Annotated in this window: 14 protein-coding genes; 4 read left to right on the forward strand and 10 right to left on the reverse strand. The window is 48.2% G+C overall.

What is annotated here, in order from left to right; translation table 11 throughout:
• Positions 1 to 281: 281 nt before the first annotated feature.
• Together rpmF and BLW49_RS02580 are read right to left on the reverse strand one after the other, a co-directional pair.
• On the reverse strand, positions 282 to 455 hold the full coding sequence (rpmF, locus tag BLW49_RS02575) for a 50S ribosomal protein L32 (protein ID WP_076311189.1): 174 nt from the start codon (positions 453 to 455) through the stop codon (positions 282 to 284).
• Positions 456 to 509: 54 nt separating this feature from the next.
• Positions 510 to 1022: a YceD family protein gene (locus tag BLW49_RS02580; protein WP_305954026.1), complete on the reverse strand. Its 513-nt coding sequence runs from the start codon at positions 1020 to 1022 to the stop codon at positions 510 to 512.
• 289 nt (positions 1023 to 1311) lie between these two features.
• On the opposite strand from BLW49_RS02580, the gene BLW49_RS02585 reads away from it, so the two are divergent.
• Positions 1312 to 2544, forward strand: a complete 1233-nt coding sequence (locus BLW49_RS02585) for a nucleotidyltransferase (protein WP_090723017.1) — start codon at positions 1312 to 1314, stop codon at positions 2542 to 2544.
• A gap of 99 nt (positions 2545 to 2643) precedes the next feature.
• On the opposite strand, the gene BLW49_RS02590 is transcribed toward BLW49_RS02585, so the two are convergent.
• Positions 2644 to 3690, reverse strand: coding sequence for a SepM family pheromone-processing serine protease (locus BLW49_RS02590; RefSeq protein ID WP_076311192.1), 1047 nt, complete (start codon positions 3688 to 3690; stop codon positions 2644 to 2646).
• A 126-nt stretch (positions 3691 to 3816) separates the two neighbouring features.
• On the opposite strand from BLW49_RS02590, the gene BLW49_RS02595 reads away from it, so the two are divergent.
• Positions 3817 to 5031, forward strand: a complete 1215-nt coding sequence (locus BLW49_RS02595) for a nucleoside recognition domain-containing protein (RefSeq protein ID WP_076311193.1) — start codon at positions 3817 to 3819, stop codon at positions 5029 to 5031.
• Here BLW49_RS02595 and coaD read toward each other — a convergent pair.
• The 7 genes from coaD to BLW49_RS02630 form a co-directional block, all read right to left on the reverse strand.
• Positions 5006 to 5524 carry a pantetheine-phosphate adenylyltransferase gene (coaD, locus tag BLW49_RS02600; RefSeq protein WP_076311194.1) on the reverse strand — a complete coding sequence of 173 codons (519 nt, stop codon included), beginning with the start codon at positions 5522 to 5524 and terminating at the stop codon, positions 5006 to 5008. The genes BLW49_RS02595 and coaD overlap by 26 nt on opposite strands.
• Positions 5521 to 6147 (reverse strand): 16S rRNA (guanine(966)-N(2))-methyltransferase RsmD, encoded by a 627-nt coding sequence (gene rsmD, locus BLW49_RS02605; protein WP_076311195.1) that lies wholly within the window; start codon positions 6145 to 6147, stop codon positions 5521 to 5523. The genes coaD and rsmD overlap by 4 nt, the downstream gene beginning before the upstream one ends.
• A 370-nt stretch (positions 6148 to 6517) precedes the next feature.
• A complete protein-coding gene (locus BLW49_RS02610) occupies positions 6518 to 6712 on the reverse strand; it encodes a hypothetical protein (RefSeq protein WP_076311261.1) in 195 nt (64 codons plus the stop codon).
• A 66-nt stretch (positions 6713 to 6778) separates the two neighbouring features.
• Complete coding sequence (locus BLW49_RS02615; protein ID WP_076311262.1) at positions 6779 to 7660, reverse strand: SMP-30/gluconolactonase/LRE family protein; 882 nt, start codon at positions 7658 to 7660, stop codon at positions 6779 to 6781.
• Positions 7661 to 7671: 11 nt separating this feature from the next.
• A complete protein-coding gene (locus BLW49_RS02620; protein ID WP_076311263.1) occupies positions 7672 to 8322 on the reverse strand; it encodes an SGNH/GDSL hydrolase family protein in 651 nt (216 codons plus the stop codon).
• A gap of 108 nt (positions 8323 to 8430) precedes the next feature.
• A complete protein-coding gene (locus BLW49_RS02625) occupies positions 8431 to 9225 on the reverse strand; it encodes an alpha/beta hydrolase (RefSeq protein WP_083655694.1) in 795 nt (264 codons plus the stop codon).
• A 77-nt stretch (positions 9226 to 9302) separates the two neighbouring features.
• Positions 9303 to 10136: an AraC family transcriptional regulator gene (locus tag BLW49_RS02630; protein ID WP_076311264.1), complete on the reverse strand. Its 834-nt coding sequence runs from the start codon at positions 10134 to 10136 to the stop codon at positions 9303 to 9305.
• A gap of 113 nt (positions 10137 to 10249) precedes the next feature.
• Between BLW49_RS02630 and BLW49_RS02635 the strand changes: the two genes are divergently transcribed.
• Complete coding sequence (locus BLW49_RS02635) at positions 10250 to 12277, forward strand: beta-galactosidase (protein WP_090723020.1); 2028 nt, start codon at positions 10250 to 10252, stop codon at positions 12275 to 12277.
• A 187-nt stretch (positions 12278 to 12464) separates the two neighbouring features.
• Positions 12465 to 13373, forward strand: a complete 909-nt coding sequence (locus tag BLW49_RS02640; RefSeq protein WP_256209548.1) for a hypothetical protein — start codon at positions 12465 to 12467, stop codon at positions 13371 to 13373.
• The last annotated feature ends 7 nt before the right edge of the window (positions 13374 to 13380 follow it).

Raw genomic sequence — 13380 nt, forward strand, 5'->3', positions numbered from 1 at the left:
GTTAACTCTATATAAGTCATCTATACGACACCAGCGTACAGCTCTCTATGCTCTGGCAGTGAACCATTCTTCAATGAAATGACCGAATGGTCCAGCACCCGTTCGTATGTACGCAAACTGTATTAAAAATAAGGATGAAATAAAAAAGATACACTGGTTAGAACCAGGTACTAATGCTTAGTATAAAACATGTAGCACCAAAAAGAAAGGGGCGGTCACTTTTTCGCAAAAAAATAGCACTTCATCCGCAATAGATGAAGCGCTACTTTTGAACAAAAATATTATTGAGAGATGATCTCTCTAGATTTGTACGTTCCGCACACTTTGCATACGTGATGAGCAAGCTTAAATTCTCCGCATTGTTCACATTTCACCATGCCTGGCACAGCCAATTTAAAGTGAGTACGACGTTTGTCACGACGAGTTTTGGATGTTCTCCGTTGAGGTACTGCCACAATTCCCACCTCCTTATCAAAGTCAAACCTTAAGAAAAAGAAATATTCTTGTTCTTATTTAAAGAAATCCTTAAGCCCTGCAAGCCGTGGATCGATTGGCGTATTGTCGCAATCGCAGCTGCTCGCGTTCAAGTCGGTTCCACAGCTCGGGCACAGCCCTTTGCAATCCGACTTGCACAGCGGGGCAAACGGAAGATGAAGCAGGAAATATTCTTCCAGGAAAGGAACCAAATTCACTGTATCCTCTTCCACATATAAGGTATCATCCTCTTCTTCAACTTCCTCCGGCTCTGTTCCATGCTTGAACTGCTCGGCGAATTTCATATTTAAATGCTCATGGACATTTCCTAGACAACGAGAGCAGAGCATATCTGCTTCGGCTGATAACGTTCCTTGAACATCTACCACGCCTTCCGGCAATGCAGTAAATGTGAGTTCCACCTGCATCGGGGATACGGCTGTGATTTCCTTGTTGTTTCGAATTAGATGGCTGATATCCAGCGACTCTGTAAGCTTCATCGGTCCAGCAGCCGAGGCCATCTTGCGAAATGACATTTCCACGTTCATCACTCCAGACGATAAACCATTTTAACAACATTTGTAGTATGCTTCAAATACAGCGCTAGTTATGTTGAAAAACAGTCTAACAAACAAAAATCATTATACCGATTTTGAAAGAGGTTTGTCAACACTTTAAACTTTACACCCTGCATATCCATTTATCCAGGCAAAATGCACCGCACCCGTCACGAATTGAGCAATTCATTCATCAGACCCGCCGCAACTTGGATATAATAGACTCTATAAACCTATCAGATAAGCCTTACCGAATGCAACAGGGAGTGTGAAATATATTATGAGTAGAACCGTGGGCCTGATCGTGGAATATAATCCGATGCATAACGGACATGTATACCATTTGGAAGCCTCCAAAAAAATAACCGGTGCTGATACAAGCGTCGCCGTAATGAGCGGTCACTTTCTGCAGCGAGGCGAGCCTGCGATGCTGAGCAAATGGGCCCGGGCTGAGATGGCGCTCGCCATGGGCGTCGATCTCGTGCTTGAGCTGCCGGTTTCCTATGCGGTAGGACCGGCAGAATGGTTCGCTCATGGTGCTGTGTCTACACTGCACCATACAGGGGTTGTCGATTCGCTGTGCTTCGGCAGCGAATCCGGAGAGCTTGCGCCGCTTGCTGCCATGGCAGACCTCCTCGCCAGCGAGCCGAAGGCGCTGTCGGAGGCTATCCAGCGGCAGCTGCAGCAAGGCGCAAGCTACCCCGCAGCCTACGCAGCGGCTGCGGCAGAGCTGGTCCCCGGCGGTGACGCCGCGGGGGCCCTGGCACTGCTCAAGCAGCCCAACAATACACTTGGGCTGCATTATATGATCGCGCTGAGGCGCCTCGGAAGCGCGATTCGGCCCTTCACGGCGCAGCGCACCGGCGCCGGTTATCACGATGCGATGCCGGGACCCGGCAGCATCGCCAGTGCCACGGCCGTGCGCCGGCTGCTCCTCGGCGCAGGACCCGAAGCAGCGGCGCCTTACGTGCCGGCTGCAACGCTTGCCATTCTGCGGCGCGAATGGCAGGAAGGACGCGCTCCGGTTCACCTGGAGCGCTTCAAGGATGCCCTGCTTGCCCAGCTGGTCACCTCAAGCGCAGCAGAGCTGGCCCAATATGCGGAGGTGACCGAAGGGCTTGAGCATCGCATAATGAGCCAGCTCCCCAAGCTCACGGAGCTGTCCGTCGACTCACTCCTTGAAGCATTAAAAACAAAACGCTATACACGCACCAAGCTCCAGCGCATGCTGATTCATATTCTGCTGCATCATAAAAAAGAGGAATTAATGCCTTCTGTGCTGGCCGAGGGGCCGCATTATATCCGGGTTCTTGGCTTTAACAACAGAGGACAGGAGCTGCTCAAGGATATGAAGAAAAAAGCATCCCTGCCGGTCGTAATCAAGCCTTCAGCCTTCAGCCACCCTCAGCTGACCCGAGACATTCAGGCGACTGCTCTATATGGTCTAGGCATGGAATCGGCTGACAGCCAATTTATGTACAGAGACTACTATCAATCGCCTATTCGAGTCTAGTGTTCATGGGCACAGATAAAGGAGCCTGTACTTGATCATTCTCAAGCGCAGGCTCCTATTGCTTTACATCATTTCCGTTTGTTCATGCCAATAAAGCGACTACACCTCTGTTTTGACATTCAGCTTCTCGATATAATCGAGTGCATCGTCCGCAGTTTCCACAGGGACAAGCAGCATGTCCGTCTTGATGGATTCTGCCTTCTTCTTCGCTTCCTCATAATTCGCCTCTGGTACGAAGAAGACCTCGGCATCCTCACGATCCGCGGCAACGATCTTGTGAACGACACCTCCGATGGGACCGACGGTTCCTTCTTTATTAATAGTACCAGTACCTGCGATAACATGGCCTTTGGTCAAATCTCCAGGGGTCAGCTGATTGTATATTTCCAGCGTAAACATCAAGCCTGCTGACGGTCCGCCAATTTCCGTATTGGTAAAAGTAATTTGATGTGCAGGATCCTTAGGCTTTACGGTTTGAAGGGTACCGATCATTACACCCAGTCCAGGCCTGGTGTCTCCTGTTTCACTGTCCTTGATCGGGACGAGCTTCAGTTCTCTTGTAATGGTCTCTCCCTTGCGATCCAGCTGAAGCTCAACCGTATCCCCGACCTGCTTCTTCTCAAGCTGCTGCGCCAGTACCGTATTGTCGGGAGTAGGCACTCCGTTAATCGACAATATTTTATCCTGAGGCTTGATATCTCCTTCTGGCAGTGAATCCTTCGATAGACCGAGGACAAAGATATATTCTGGAACAATATCATAAGCAATGCCAGCCTGTTCATATGCCGCTTCCATCGCAGCTGACTGCGAATCACTCATAAACCACACTTGCTCTGCTGAATATTCCTCCTGAGTTCTGCCCGCAAGACGCTCTTCCTTCTTGCCGATCTGTGCATGTTCATTAAATGCGGAAATAAACAAAAGCGAGAGGTTCGCATAGCTGGCGGATACGGTTGTCATCAGAAACTTGCCGTCTTCCTCCTCATCACCATTTTTCACAGATACCATGGGTTTAACCGATTCTGCCGTTCCCGGCTGAGTGACAATATAAGGAGTCGGCATATACACGAGCACATACACAACGACAGCCAAACTTAAGATATATACGGCGGTGCGAAATCCGCTTCTTTTGGTGATATTACTCAATCTCTGGCCTCCTCCCTGCTTGCCTGCTTGTTCTTCTTTCCCTTCTCATCACATATAAATGCATAAGTACAGGCTGTTCCTGATATCATTCCAGCCATCTAAGCTATTGATCGGGGTGAAGATCCATTGAATTCGGAAATAACGAGAAAAAATAACGTTCCCTCTTATGTAAAAACGATGCTTCTCGGTATCAGCGCCCTGCTGGTCGTCGCTGCTGTTGTCACTTCTCCAAGTGAAGCGTTTGACGCCTCGATGCAAGGTCTTCAAATATGGTGGAAGCTGGTCTTTCCAGCTCTCCTGCCCTTTATTATGCTGTCGCAAATGCTGACTGCCTTCGGGTTCACCCATGGTCTCGGCGTGCTCTTAGAGCCATTAATGCGCATAGGCTTTCGTCTGCCCGGTGTAACGGGACTTGGTCTGGCTGTCGGGATCACCGGAGGTTTCCCATCTGGTGCAGATACCGCTGCCAGACTGTACCAGCAGAAGCTTGTCACGGGGAAGGAAGCGGCCATTCTTGCCTCCATCACCCATTTTGCGAGTCCTATGACGTTATTCGTGGTTATTGGGGCTGCATTCTATGAAGCGCCTGCCGTTGGGTATATTTTAGCATGCATTCACGGAATAAGCGGGATCATTGCAGGTATTGTACTCGGACGCGTTACTCTCTCCTCGAAAAAGACCACAAAAACAACCGAGCTGCATGAACAGCCCGAACCTGTTTCTGCACTCGAAGCGATGATGAAAGCCAAGGAAAAGGATGGAAGAAGCTTTGGCAGACTGCTGGGAGATACGGTAAGTCATGCAGTTCAAGTCTTAATGATGACCGGCGGCTATATGATCATTTTCTCCGTGTTCATCCGGCTGCTGGGCAAATATGTAACACCTTTTCTTCCTGAATGGATCTGGGCCTCTTTTTTCGAGCTTCACCTCGGAGCTTATTCGATGCGTTCCCTTGATATTACCGCACATGCAGTCGGATTTGCACTTCTTGCAGCCGCCATTGGCTGGGGTGGACTCAGCTCCCATTTACAGTCAACTGCGCTTCTTGCTCCATACGGAATAAACACGCGTATTTTTACAATAGGGCGTATACTGCATGCTGGTATTTCCTACGGACTTGTCCTGCTGTTGTGGCCCCCAATTCAGAGCTGGCTCCATCATTCCAAAGCCGTCTTTCTTCATAACGAACAAAATCCTTTAATTCAAGCCCAATACTCACCAGGAGGTCTTCAAGCAGCCGTTATCTTGGGGCTCTTCCATGTATTACTGTTAACATCTCTAATCGTCATCTCCGTGTGTATCGCCAAATGGCAGTCTACCCGCCATTCTTCTTCTCGATAACTTTACGTCTGAGTGCATCCTCTACCTCGGCAGGCACCAGCTCGGAGACATCCCCTTCGAAGCTTGCAATCTCCTTCACTACACTGGAGCTGAGATACGAATATTTAGGATTCGTCATCATAAAGATGGTTTCTGCATCCTTGTTAAGCTTCTTGTTAAGGGATGCCAGCTGAAGTTCATATTCAAAGTCAGTTACCGAACGAATTCCACGCATAATGACCTGTGCACCTTTGACTCTCACATAATTAGCCGTTAGATCACGGAAGCTGTCCACTTCAACATTTGGCAGGTCCGCTGTAACCATCTGCAGCAGCTCGACACGTTCCTCCACCGTGAACAGTGGATTCTTGCTCTTATTATTAAGCACAGCTACAACTAGCCGATCAAATTGTTTGGAGGCTCTCGTAATAATATCCAGGTGGCCCAATGTAACAGGGTCGAAGCTCCCGGGATAAACAGCTACTCTCTCCGTCTTATTTCCTGCTTCACTCATCTGCCTAAATCCTCCCGAATGTTGTCATCAATGTTTGCGTCCGTGTTCGTGATATCCTGCTCATCTATGGTTGAAGAATACTCGTATATCGTAATTGCCGTATCCCCGTATGTAGATTTGCGTATTTGCTCAAAGGAGCCTATTCTCTCTCCATATTCATGATCGGCATCATGTTCTACAACAACGATGGCGTCATCATTCACCATATTGTGTTCTTCAAGCCAGGATAGATACTCTTCCACATTCTTCATCCGATACGGGGGATCTAGAAAGACGAGATCGAATGTATATTTTCGTTTGGAGAGCAGCTTCAGGGCTCTGCCTGCTTCATTCCGGAACACTTCTGCCTTGCTATCCAGACCCGTTGCCTTCAGATTGGCGCGGATAATTTCAATGCTTTTCGGTTCCAGATCAATAAATACAGCCTTGTCCGAACCTCTGCTGAGCGATTCTATGCCGAGACCGCCGCTTCCCGCAAACAGATCCAGCACGACGCCTCCATCGAAATAAGGACCAATCATACTAAAGACCGCTTCCTTAACCTTGTCGGTTGTTGGACGGGTTCCGGTTCCGGGAACAGCCTTAAGCGGTCTACCTTTTGCAGTGCCTGATATTACTCTCACGTTTGATTTCACCCTGTTTCATTCTTTGTAAGTGTGCTATATATCGATATCGTACCACAATCTATGTAAGATGTGAAAATAACGAAAGCGTAAAAAGTCTGGAGTAAAAAATATTAACCAAGCAATGTATAAACTGATGGGCAGGCGGTCATGATGTAATTATCGGCATCAAAAGTGCCGTAGACAACCGCGGAGAAGACTTACGTTTCCCCATAAGCTCTTCGTCCGGTTTCTCCTCTCCCATGATAGGACGTCTCGAAAGAGGCGTCCGAATAAAAGCCTGCCAGGACGCCTGGCAGGCTTTTATTTTTTATTTGGCTGATACTAACTTAAAAATAACGGGTCTTGGCTCAATCTTATCAACAGTAAATCAAAGAATACGGCTTAAGAAGAGGATAACACCAATGACTGCCAAGAGAATCAACAGATTAGATACTTCTCTCCATAGTGACGGATAACCTTTTTCATGCAGTTCCTGTTGTTTAATCTCAAAATTGGCCTTTGCACTATAGGGATCAGCCGGCTCCGTATAGGGCCTGTTCTGTTCCTGAAGCGGATCATTCATAGGTCTCCACCTCCATTAGGTTTTGAACCACATATCAATCCATACGCACCTATATGGAAACCGTTTCTATTTTATACCCTTATAACGGTAAGTCGGCTGTCCTTTCACGCCGGGTTTCACTCGAAATACACCGCCAGCATGCGGAGTCTTGAGCAGCTGCTCCTCACTAAGTCCATTACGAGCCGTCGTGATATACAGCTCATCCAGTTCTTCTCCTCCAAAACAGCAGGAGGTCACATTGGAAGCCGGCACTTCGATATGCTGAATCAGGCTGCCTGTGTTCGGATCCCAGCGAGATACCTGGGAACCGCCATAGTGTGCCACCCATATCATCCCTTTTGCATCTACCGTCAACCCATCAGGGAAGCCGGTTCCTTCCGGCAGAGAGAACAAGGTTACACGATTCGAAATTTCACCGGTATCAAGATCAAAATCAAACTGATCAATACGGCCTGTCGGTGTATCAATATAGTACATCTTCTTATGATCTGGGCTGAACCCGAGACCATTAGAGAGAGATACCTCCGTTAGCACGGTTTTGACTTGACCATCATTCATTAGACAATACAATGCGCCCTGATTCTTCTTGTCAGTTAGACTCATCGTCCCTGCCCAAAACCGACCGTTCGGATCACATTTTCCATCATTAAACCGGTTATCGTCCCGATGACTTTCCGGATTGTGAAGCAGGGTAAGCTTCCCCGAAGTCAGATCATACCTATGAAACCCACTTTTTAAGGCAACCATAACATGATCTCGATCATAGGGAACAACGGCACCAATATGCTGACCCATCTCATGCACCGTGTCCTTTCCGGAATCCGGTTCATAAATATGAAGCTTATACCCTTCAATATCAACCCAATACAAGCGTTTCTCTTCTGCATCCCAGCTTGGTCCCTCTGCAAGCCTTGCCTTTGCGTCAATGACCAGTTCTACTTCTGTCATCCAATCCCTCCTTATTTATTCCAATCAAAACCGATGCTGTTCAAGAAGGCACGTGCCAGAACCATATGTCCCGTGTGGTTAGGATGTACGCGGTCCCAGGCAATAGCTCCTGGGTACAGCTGCTTCCAAATGGGTTCATATGCAGCCTGTGTATCTACAAATACGGCATCATATTCCTCAGCAACACGTTTGACAGCAGCGCCGTACAGATCCATCGTCGAGCGCATGGGATCTTCTACACTTGGCTCCAGGTAATAAGGTGTCATTAGGACAAGACCCTTCACCTGAGGACGCACTGAAGCAACCAGCTCACGTAGAGTAGCCTCATACTCATCCAGAAACACATGAAGCTCTCTTCGCTGCGGACTGTCAAACTGACGCCATACGTCATTGATCCCAATCATTACAGACAGCCAGTCCGGCTGAAGATCAAGTACATCCTCCTGCCAGCGATTTTTCAAATCCCTAACATTGTTTCCGCCTATCCCTACATTGATTACACGAGTATTTAATTCCGGATATACGCTTTGGAGCAAAGCATCCACATTGTATACATACCCATTTCCAAGCCCCATGCTTCCTTCGCCTACGGGACGAGTTCTACCGCAATCCGTAACCGAATCCCCTATAAAGACCAATTTATCGTTCTGAGCCAACTTCATACCTTCCATCTCCCTATCCAATATTAAATCACAGCTTATGTAAATCACTTGCAGTAAAGCAAATAGACTAAGGCAGCGTTTACAGTATTGTGTTTCTCAAGAAGAAAATTACCAGCCCTGCTGCTTAAGCCAGGATATACACAAGCCTTTCCATCGGCCTGTAGTCTCTTCCATCTCCTCTGCGAGCCCGAGGCCATGACGTCCTGCTTCAAATACATGCAGCTCATGAGGCACTCCTGCTTTGGTCAAAGACAGTGACATCTCCAGACTGTTCTGCAGCGGAACGGCCGCATCCTCGTGGGTATGCCATATGAAGGCAGGCGGCGTCTTACTTGTTACCTGGCGTTCAGTACTGTATTGTCTGACCAATTCCTCATCCGGCTTGTCACCAAGAAGTGCATCTTTTGATCCCTGATGACCGTATTCCTCCATGGTTATGACAGGATAACACAGCACAATGCGATCCGGCCTTGAACTAACCCGCTCGAGCGGATCAACGTTCTCTGGATCTCCCTCCACCCACATCGTTCCTGCACTTGCCGTCAAATGACCTCCAGCGGAAAAACCGAGCATCGCGATCTTGTTCGGGAGAATCCCATACTTATCACTGTTCGCTCTTACATATTGAACGGCTCTCCTTGCATCTGACAGTGCTGCTGGCTGACGATGAGGGTTAATTCGGTATTTAAGGACAAAAGCCGAAATGCCTGCTTGATTGAGCCACTCCGCAACAGGCCCGCCTTCATGATCAGCTAAATGACAATATCCGCCGCCAGGACACACGATAACACAGCTGTCAGCTCCCTCCACCAGATAAGGTGTTAATGTGGGAGAATCATCTTCCAATCCAGCGGCAGCATACGGCGGCACTCCAGACCATAGATTTATAGATTGCACAGCCATCCCTCCAAATCTAATAAAAGAATAATTTTCATTCATCATCCTACATTAAATCGTTTTCATCAATCATTATTTTAGCTCTAGTAGAGCGTTCGGAAATGCTCGGGGGTAATTCCTTCAATTCTCCGAAAAGTAGCAACAAAATGACTCGCATCACGGAAGCCTACTCTGCCAGCCGTCTCCTTTACGGTTAGATGAGGCTCAGAGGTCATGATCTCCTTGGATTTACGTATTCTTTTCAGAATAAAATAGCTGTACGCTGTAATGCCAAATGACTGCTTGAACATCATATTCAAATATCTGGGGGAAACTGAGAGCACCTCCGCCATTTCCATAAGCCCAACACCAGGATCACTTATCTTCTCTTCCATAAATGACAGCAAGGGAGCCAATCGATCCATAGCATGTGAGAGGGAGAGCGTATTGCCCGTCGTCCCATGCTTCTTCAGCAGCAGTAAGAATCGATAGATGTCTCCTGACGCGTCCAGCCCCGTTAGATCAAAATCGCTGCCGATGGAGTCAAGAACCCTTTTGCCATGAGTCTGGAGCTCCGAGCTCACTTTCCACTGATAATAAGCAGATTCCTGCAAGTCCAATGAGGATAGGATCGCTGCTGCCTGCGGACCGCTGAAGGTAATATATATCGTTGACCAGCCTTCACCTCTCCCGCTGTAATGGTGCGGCACATTAGGAGCCAGCAGGATTCCCGTCCCTTTAGGAAGTGGATAGGTTCTGCCCTCAAATGAGAATGCCCCCTCGCCGTCTACCGTTTGCAGCCAGTGATAACAGGGATAGCCAGCAGGCCTTTCAATCGGCTCCTGATTGTTGTTCTCTCCTATGCTTTCTATAAACAAAGGCAGCGGTTGCTCCTTCCCTGTCATGAAAAAACGCTGATGGTCTTTGCTCAGCCACATATCTTTGGTACCTCTACTTCCATATTATTATATCATCCATAACAATTCTTATATTTTAAAAATATAATTCATATTATATGATTGAATTATTCTTATACAAGAGGTGAGTTCACTTGATTAGTACGAAGCTTCCTAAAATGTTCTACGGCGGAGACTACAATCCTGAGCAATGGGATCAGGCTACACATCAAGAAGATCTGCGCATGTTCAAGCTCGCAGGTATCGATATTGCGACAATTAACGTTTTTTCCTGGGCCAAGAATCAGCCTGACGAGATCACATATAATTTTGGATGGCTCGATGAGCTGATCGACAGTCTTTATGAAAGCGGTGTCTATGTATGTCTTGCCACGAGCACAGGCGCTCATCCCGCATGGATGGCAACGAAATACCCAGACATACTTCGGGTAGATAAGGATGGACGTAAACGCAAATTTGGGGGTCGCCATAACTCCTGCCCGAACAGTCCGACTTACCGGCTCTACTCCGAGCGTATTGCGGACAAGCTGGCAGAACGTTACAAGGATCATCCTGCGGTTCTCGTATGGCATGTGTCGAACGAATATGGGGGCGACTGCTACTGTGACAACTGTGAACGTGCATTCCGTGTCTGGCTGAAGGAGAAATATCAGACACTTGATCAGCTGAACACAGCCTGGAATACGGCATTCTGGGGACATACGTTCTATGACTGGGATGAAATCGTGCTGCCAAGCAACCTGAGCGAGGAATGGGGAGATCGTTCCACGAACTTCCAAGGCATCTCTCTGGATTACTCCAGATTCAATTCTGACAGCATGCTGAACTGCTACAAGCTGGAGTACAACGCAATTAAGAAGCATGTGCCTGAATCTGTTGTGACTACCAATCTAATGGGCTTCTTCAAGCAGCTGGATTACTTCAAGTGGGCCAAATACATGGACATTATTTCATGGGACAGCTATCCGAGCCTAACGACTCCGCCGAGCGAAACTGCCATGGCGAATGATCTGATGCGCGGACTCAAGGACGGAATGCCGTTCATGCTGATGGAGCAAACGCCAAGCCAGCAGAACTGGCAGCCGTACAACTCGCTGAAGCGTCCGGGTGTCATGCGCCTGCAGAGCTATCAGACTGTAGCGCATGGCGCAGATACCGTCATGTTCTTCCAGCTCCGCAGATCCATCGGTGCCTGTGAGAAGTACCACGGGGCTGTTATTGAGCACGTCGGGCATGAGAATACACGCGTATTCCGTGAAGTAGCTCAGCTTGGTGAGGAGCTGCAGCGCATCGGAGACCGCCTCTTAGATTCGCGCGCTGATGCCAAAGCCGCCATTGTGTTCGATTGGGACAACTGGTGGGCGATTGAGAAATCGAGCGGTCCAACGATCGCATTGAATTATGTACAACAGATTCACAAATATTACGCGTCCTTCTACAACCGCAATGTTCAGGTCGACATGGTAAGTGTGGATACCGATCTGAGTGCATATGACCTTGTTGTTGCTCCAGTTCTATACATGGTTAAGCCGGGATTCGCTGAGAAGCTGGAAGCCTTCGTGGAGAATGGAGGAACGTTCCTGACGACATTCTTCAGCGGTATTGTAAACGAAAATGATCTGGTCACGGTCGGCGGATATCCGGGAGAGCTGCGGAAAATGCTGGGCATCTGGGTCGAGGAGATTGATGCCCTGTTCCCGGATCAGAAGAATAAGATTGTGCTGAAAGACAAGTTCGGCAAGCTTCAAGGCAGCTACGAATGCGGAATGCTATGTGATCTCCTGCATACAGAAGGTGCTGAGGTGATCGCGGAATACGGCGAAGATTTCTACAAGGGAATGCCTGCAGTTACTAGGCATACGTTTGGCAAAGGCGAAGCGTATTACGTAGCAACCGATCCAGAACAAGGCTTCCTCGATGAACTGATTGAGAAGATTACAACGGATAAAGGAATTCAGCCTAACCTCTCAGCTCCATCAGGTGTTGAGGTCAGCCGCCGTGTTAAGGACGGCATCTCCTATCTGTTTGTGCTTAATCATAATACGGAGGCCGTATCCTATGATCTAGGCCAATTAAAGGCTGAGGACCTAATCAGTGGCAATCAGCTGAGCGGCACAGTATCTATTGAAGGACGAGACGTTCACATTCTGGAAGTCAAATAATCAGTAAGAAGCAATCGTTATCCCGTGTCCATTATGGATACGGGATATTTCTTCTTCCTATAAAATCGGGAAGGAAAATCAGAATGCAGTAAGGAATACATCTGGGAGCTGCAATATTTTCTATTTCTATAGCCTGCTATATGCAACCCATTCCTTAATTCAGATTTCCTAAGGAGTTGATTCTGTGATGAGAAAGTATCCTATGCTGGATATGTCTCACCCTATCGTACAGCAAGCAAGTGACTTTATTTTTAAGAACGCCCGTCTCTTGGATCGTCTCCGATTTGCACATCTTAGTGGACAGGGATCACCTGAAGCAGTTATGCAAGCATTAGCCGCATATCAGAACAAGGACGGGGGATTGGGGAATGCTCTTGAACCTGATATCCGCAGTCCGTACAGCCAGCCCCAGGGAGCAGAATTTGCGCTGCATTTGATGGACGAAACAGGAGTTTTTCCGGAGAATTTAATGACAGGGCTAGGACAATTCCTTGAACGACATTCTAATCCTCATACAGGGGGATGGCCCTACGCCTTCCGCAGCATAAACGAGCATCCTCATACTCCTTGGTGGACTACGGAATCGGATGATACGGCTTCCATTAATCCTACCGGCTCGATTGCAGCCCTCCTGCTGAAATCAAGAGACTGGCATCCTTTTCTCAAAGAGAAATGGTTGAACCGAGCTATTCAATATACATGGGATACTGTAGAGAGTACCGATCTAACAGGATTCCACAACTGGATCCACGCTGTTCACTTTCTCGAACAGCAGACAGGTGATCTCCGTGCTGCAGCACTGAAGACCAGAGTAGATCAGCACTTATCCGAGCCGGGTGTCATTGAACTTGATCCTAGGGCTGGAGGGTATGTGCAAAAAGTGCTCGACTGGGCACCGGAATCAACCAGTTATGCCGTCCAGTTCGTCCCTGAGCAGATCCTCTCACTCCATCTAGATCATCTCATCTCTGAACAACAGGATGATGGCGGGTGGCCGATCTCATGGGAACCACTGAGCTCAGCAGCCGAGAACGAATGGCGGGGCCATCTCACGATCGAGCGGCTGAAGACACTCTCGAGCTACGGCCGAATATAACAAAGAA

The sequence above is a fragment of the Paenibacillus sp. PDC88 genome, from assembly GCF_900106725.1.
GTDB classification, from domain to species: Bacteria; Bacillota; Bacilli; order Paenibacillales; family Paenibacillaceae; genus Paenibacillus; species Paenibacillus shunpengii.

Bases quoted from the DNA above. Each gene is read 5' to 3' on its own strand.
- BLW49_RS02585 (WP_090723017.1), top strand. From the start codon at position 1,312: ATGAGTAGAACCGTGGGCCTGATCGTGGAATATAATCCGATGCATAAC.
- BLW49_RS02615 (WP_076311262.1), bottom strand. From the start codon at position 7,660: ATGACAGAAGTAGAACTGGTCATTGACGCAAAGGCAAGGCTTGCAGAG.
- BLW49_RS02630 (WP_076311264.1), bottom strand. From the start codon at position 10,136: ATGTGGCTGAGCAAAGACCATCAGCGTTTTTTCATGACAGGGAAGGAG.
- BLW49_RS02625 (WP_083655694.1), bottom strand. From the start codon at position 9,225: ATGGCTGTGCAATCTATAAATCTATGGTCTGGAGTGCCGCCGTATGCT.
- BLW49_RS02580 (WP_305954026.1), bottom strand. From the start codon at position 1,022: ATGAACGTGGAAATGTCATTTCGCAAGATGGCCTCGGCTGCTGGACCG.
- BLW49_RS02610 (WP_076311261.1), bottom strand. From the start codon at position 6,712: ATGAATGATCCGCTTCAGGAACAGAACAGGCCCTATACGGAGCCGGCT.
- BLW49_RS02640 (WP_256209548.1), top strand. From the start codon at position 12,465: ATGAGAAAGTATCCTATGCTGGATATGTCTCACCCTATCGTACAGCAA.
- coaD (WP_076311194.1), bottom strand. From the start codon at position 5,524: ATGAGTGAAGCAGGAAATAAGACGGAGAGAGTAGCTGTTTATCCCGGG.
- BLW49_RS02620 (WP_076311263.1), bottom strand. From the start codon at position 8,322: ATGAAGTTGGCTCAGAACGATAAATTGGTCTTTATAGGGGATTCGGTT.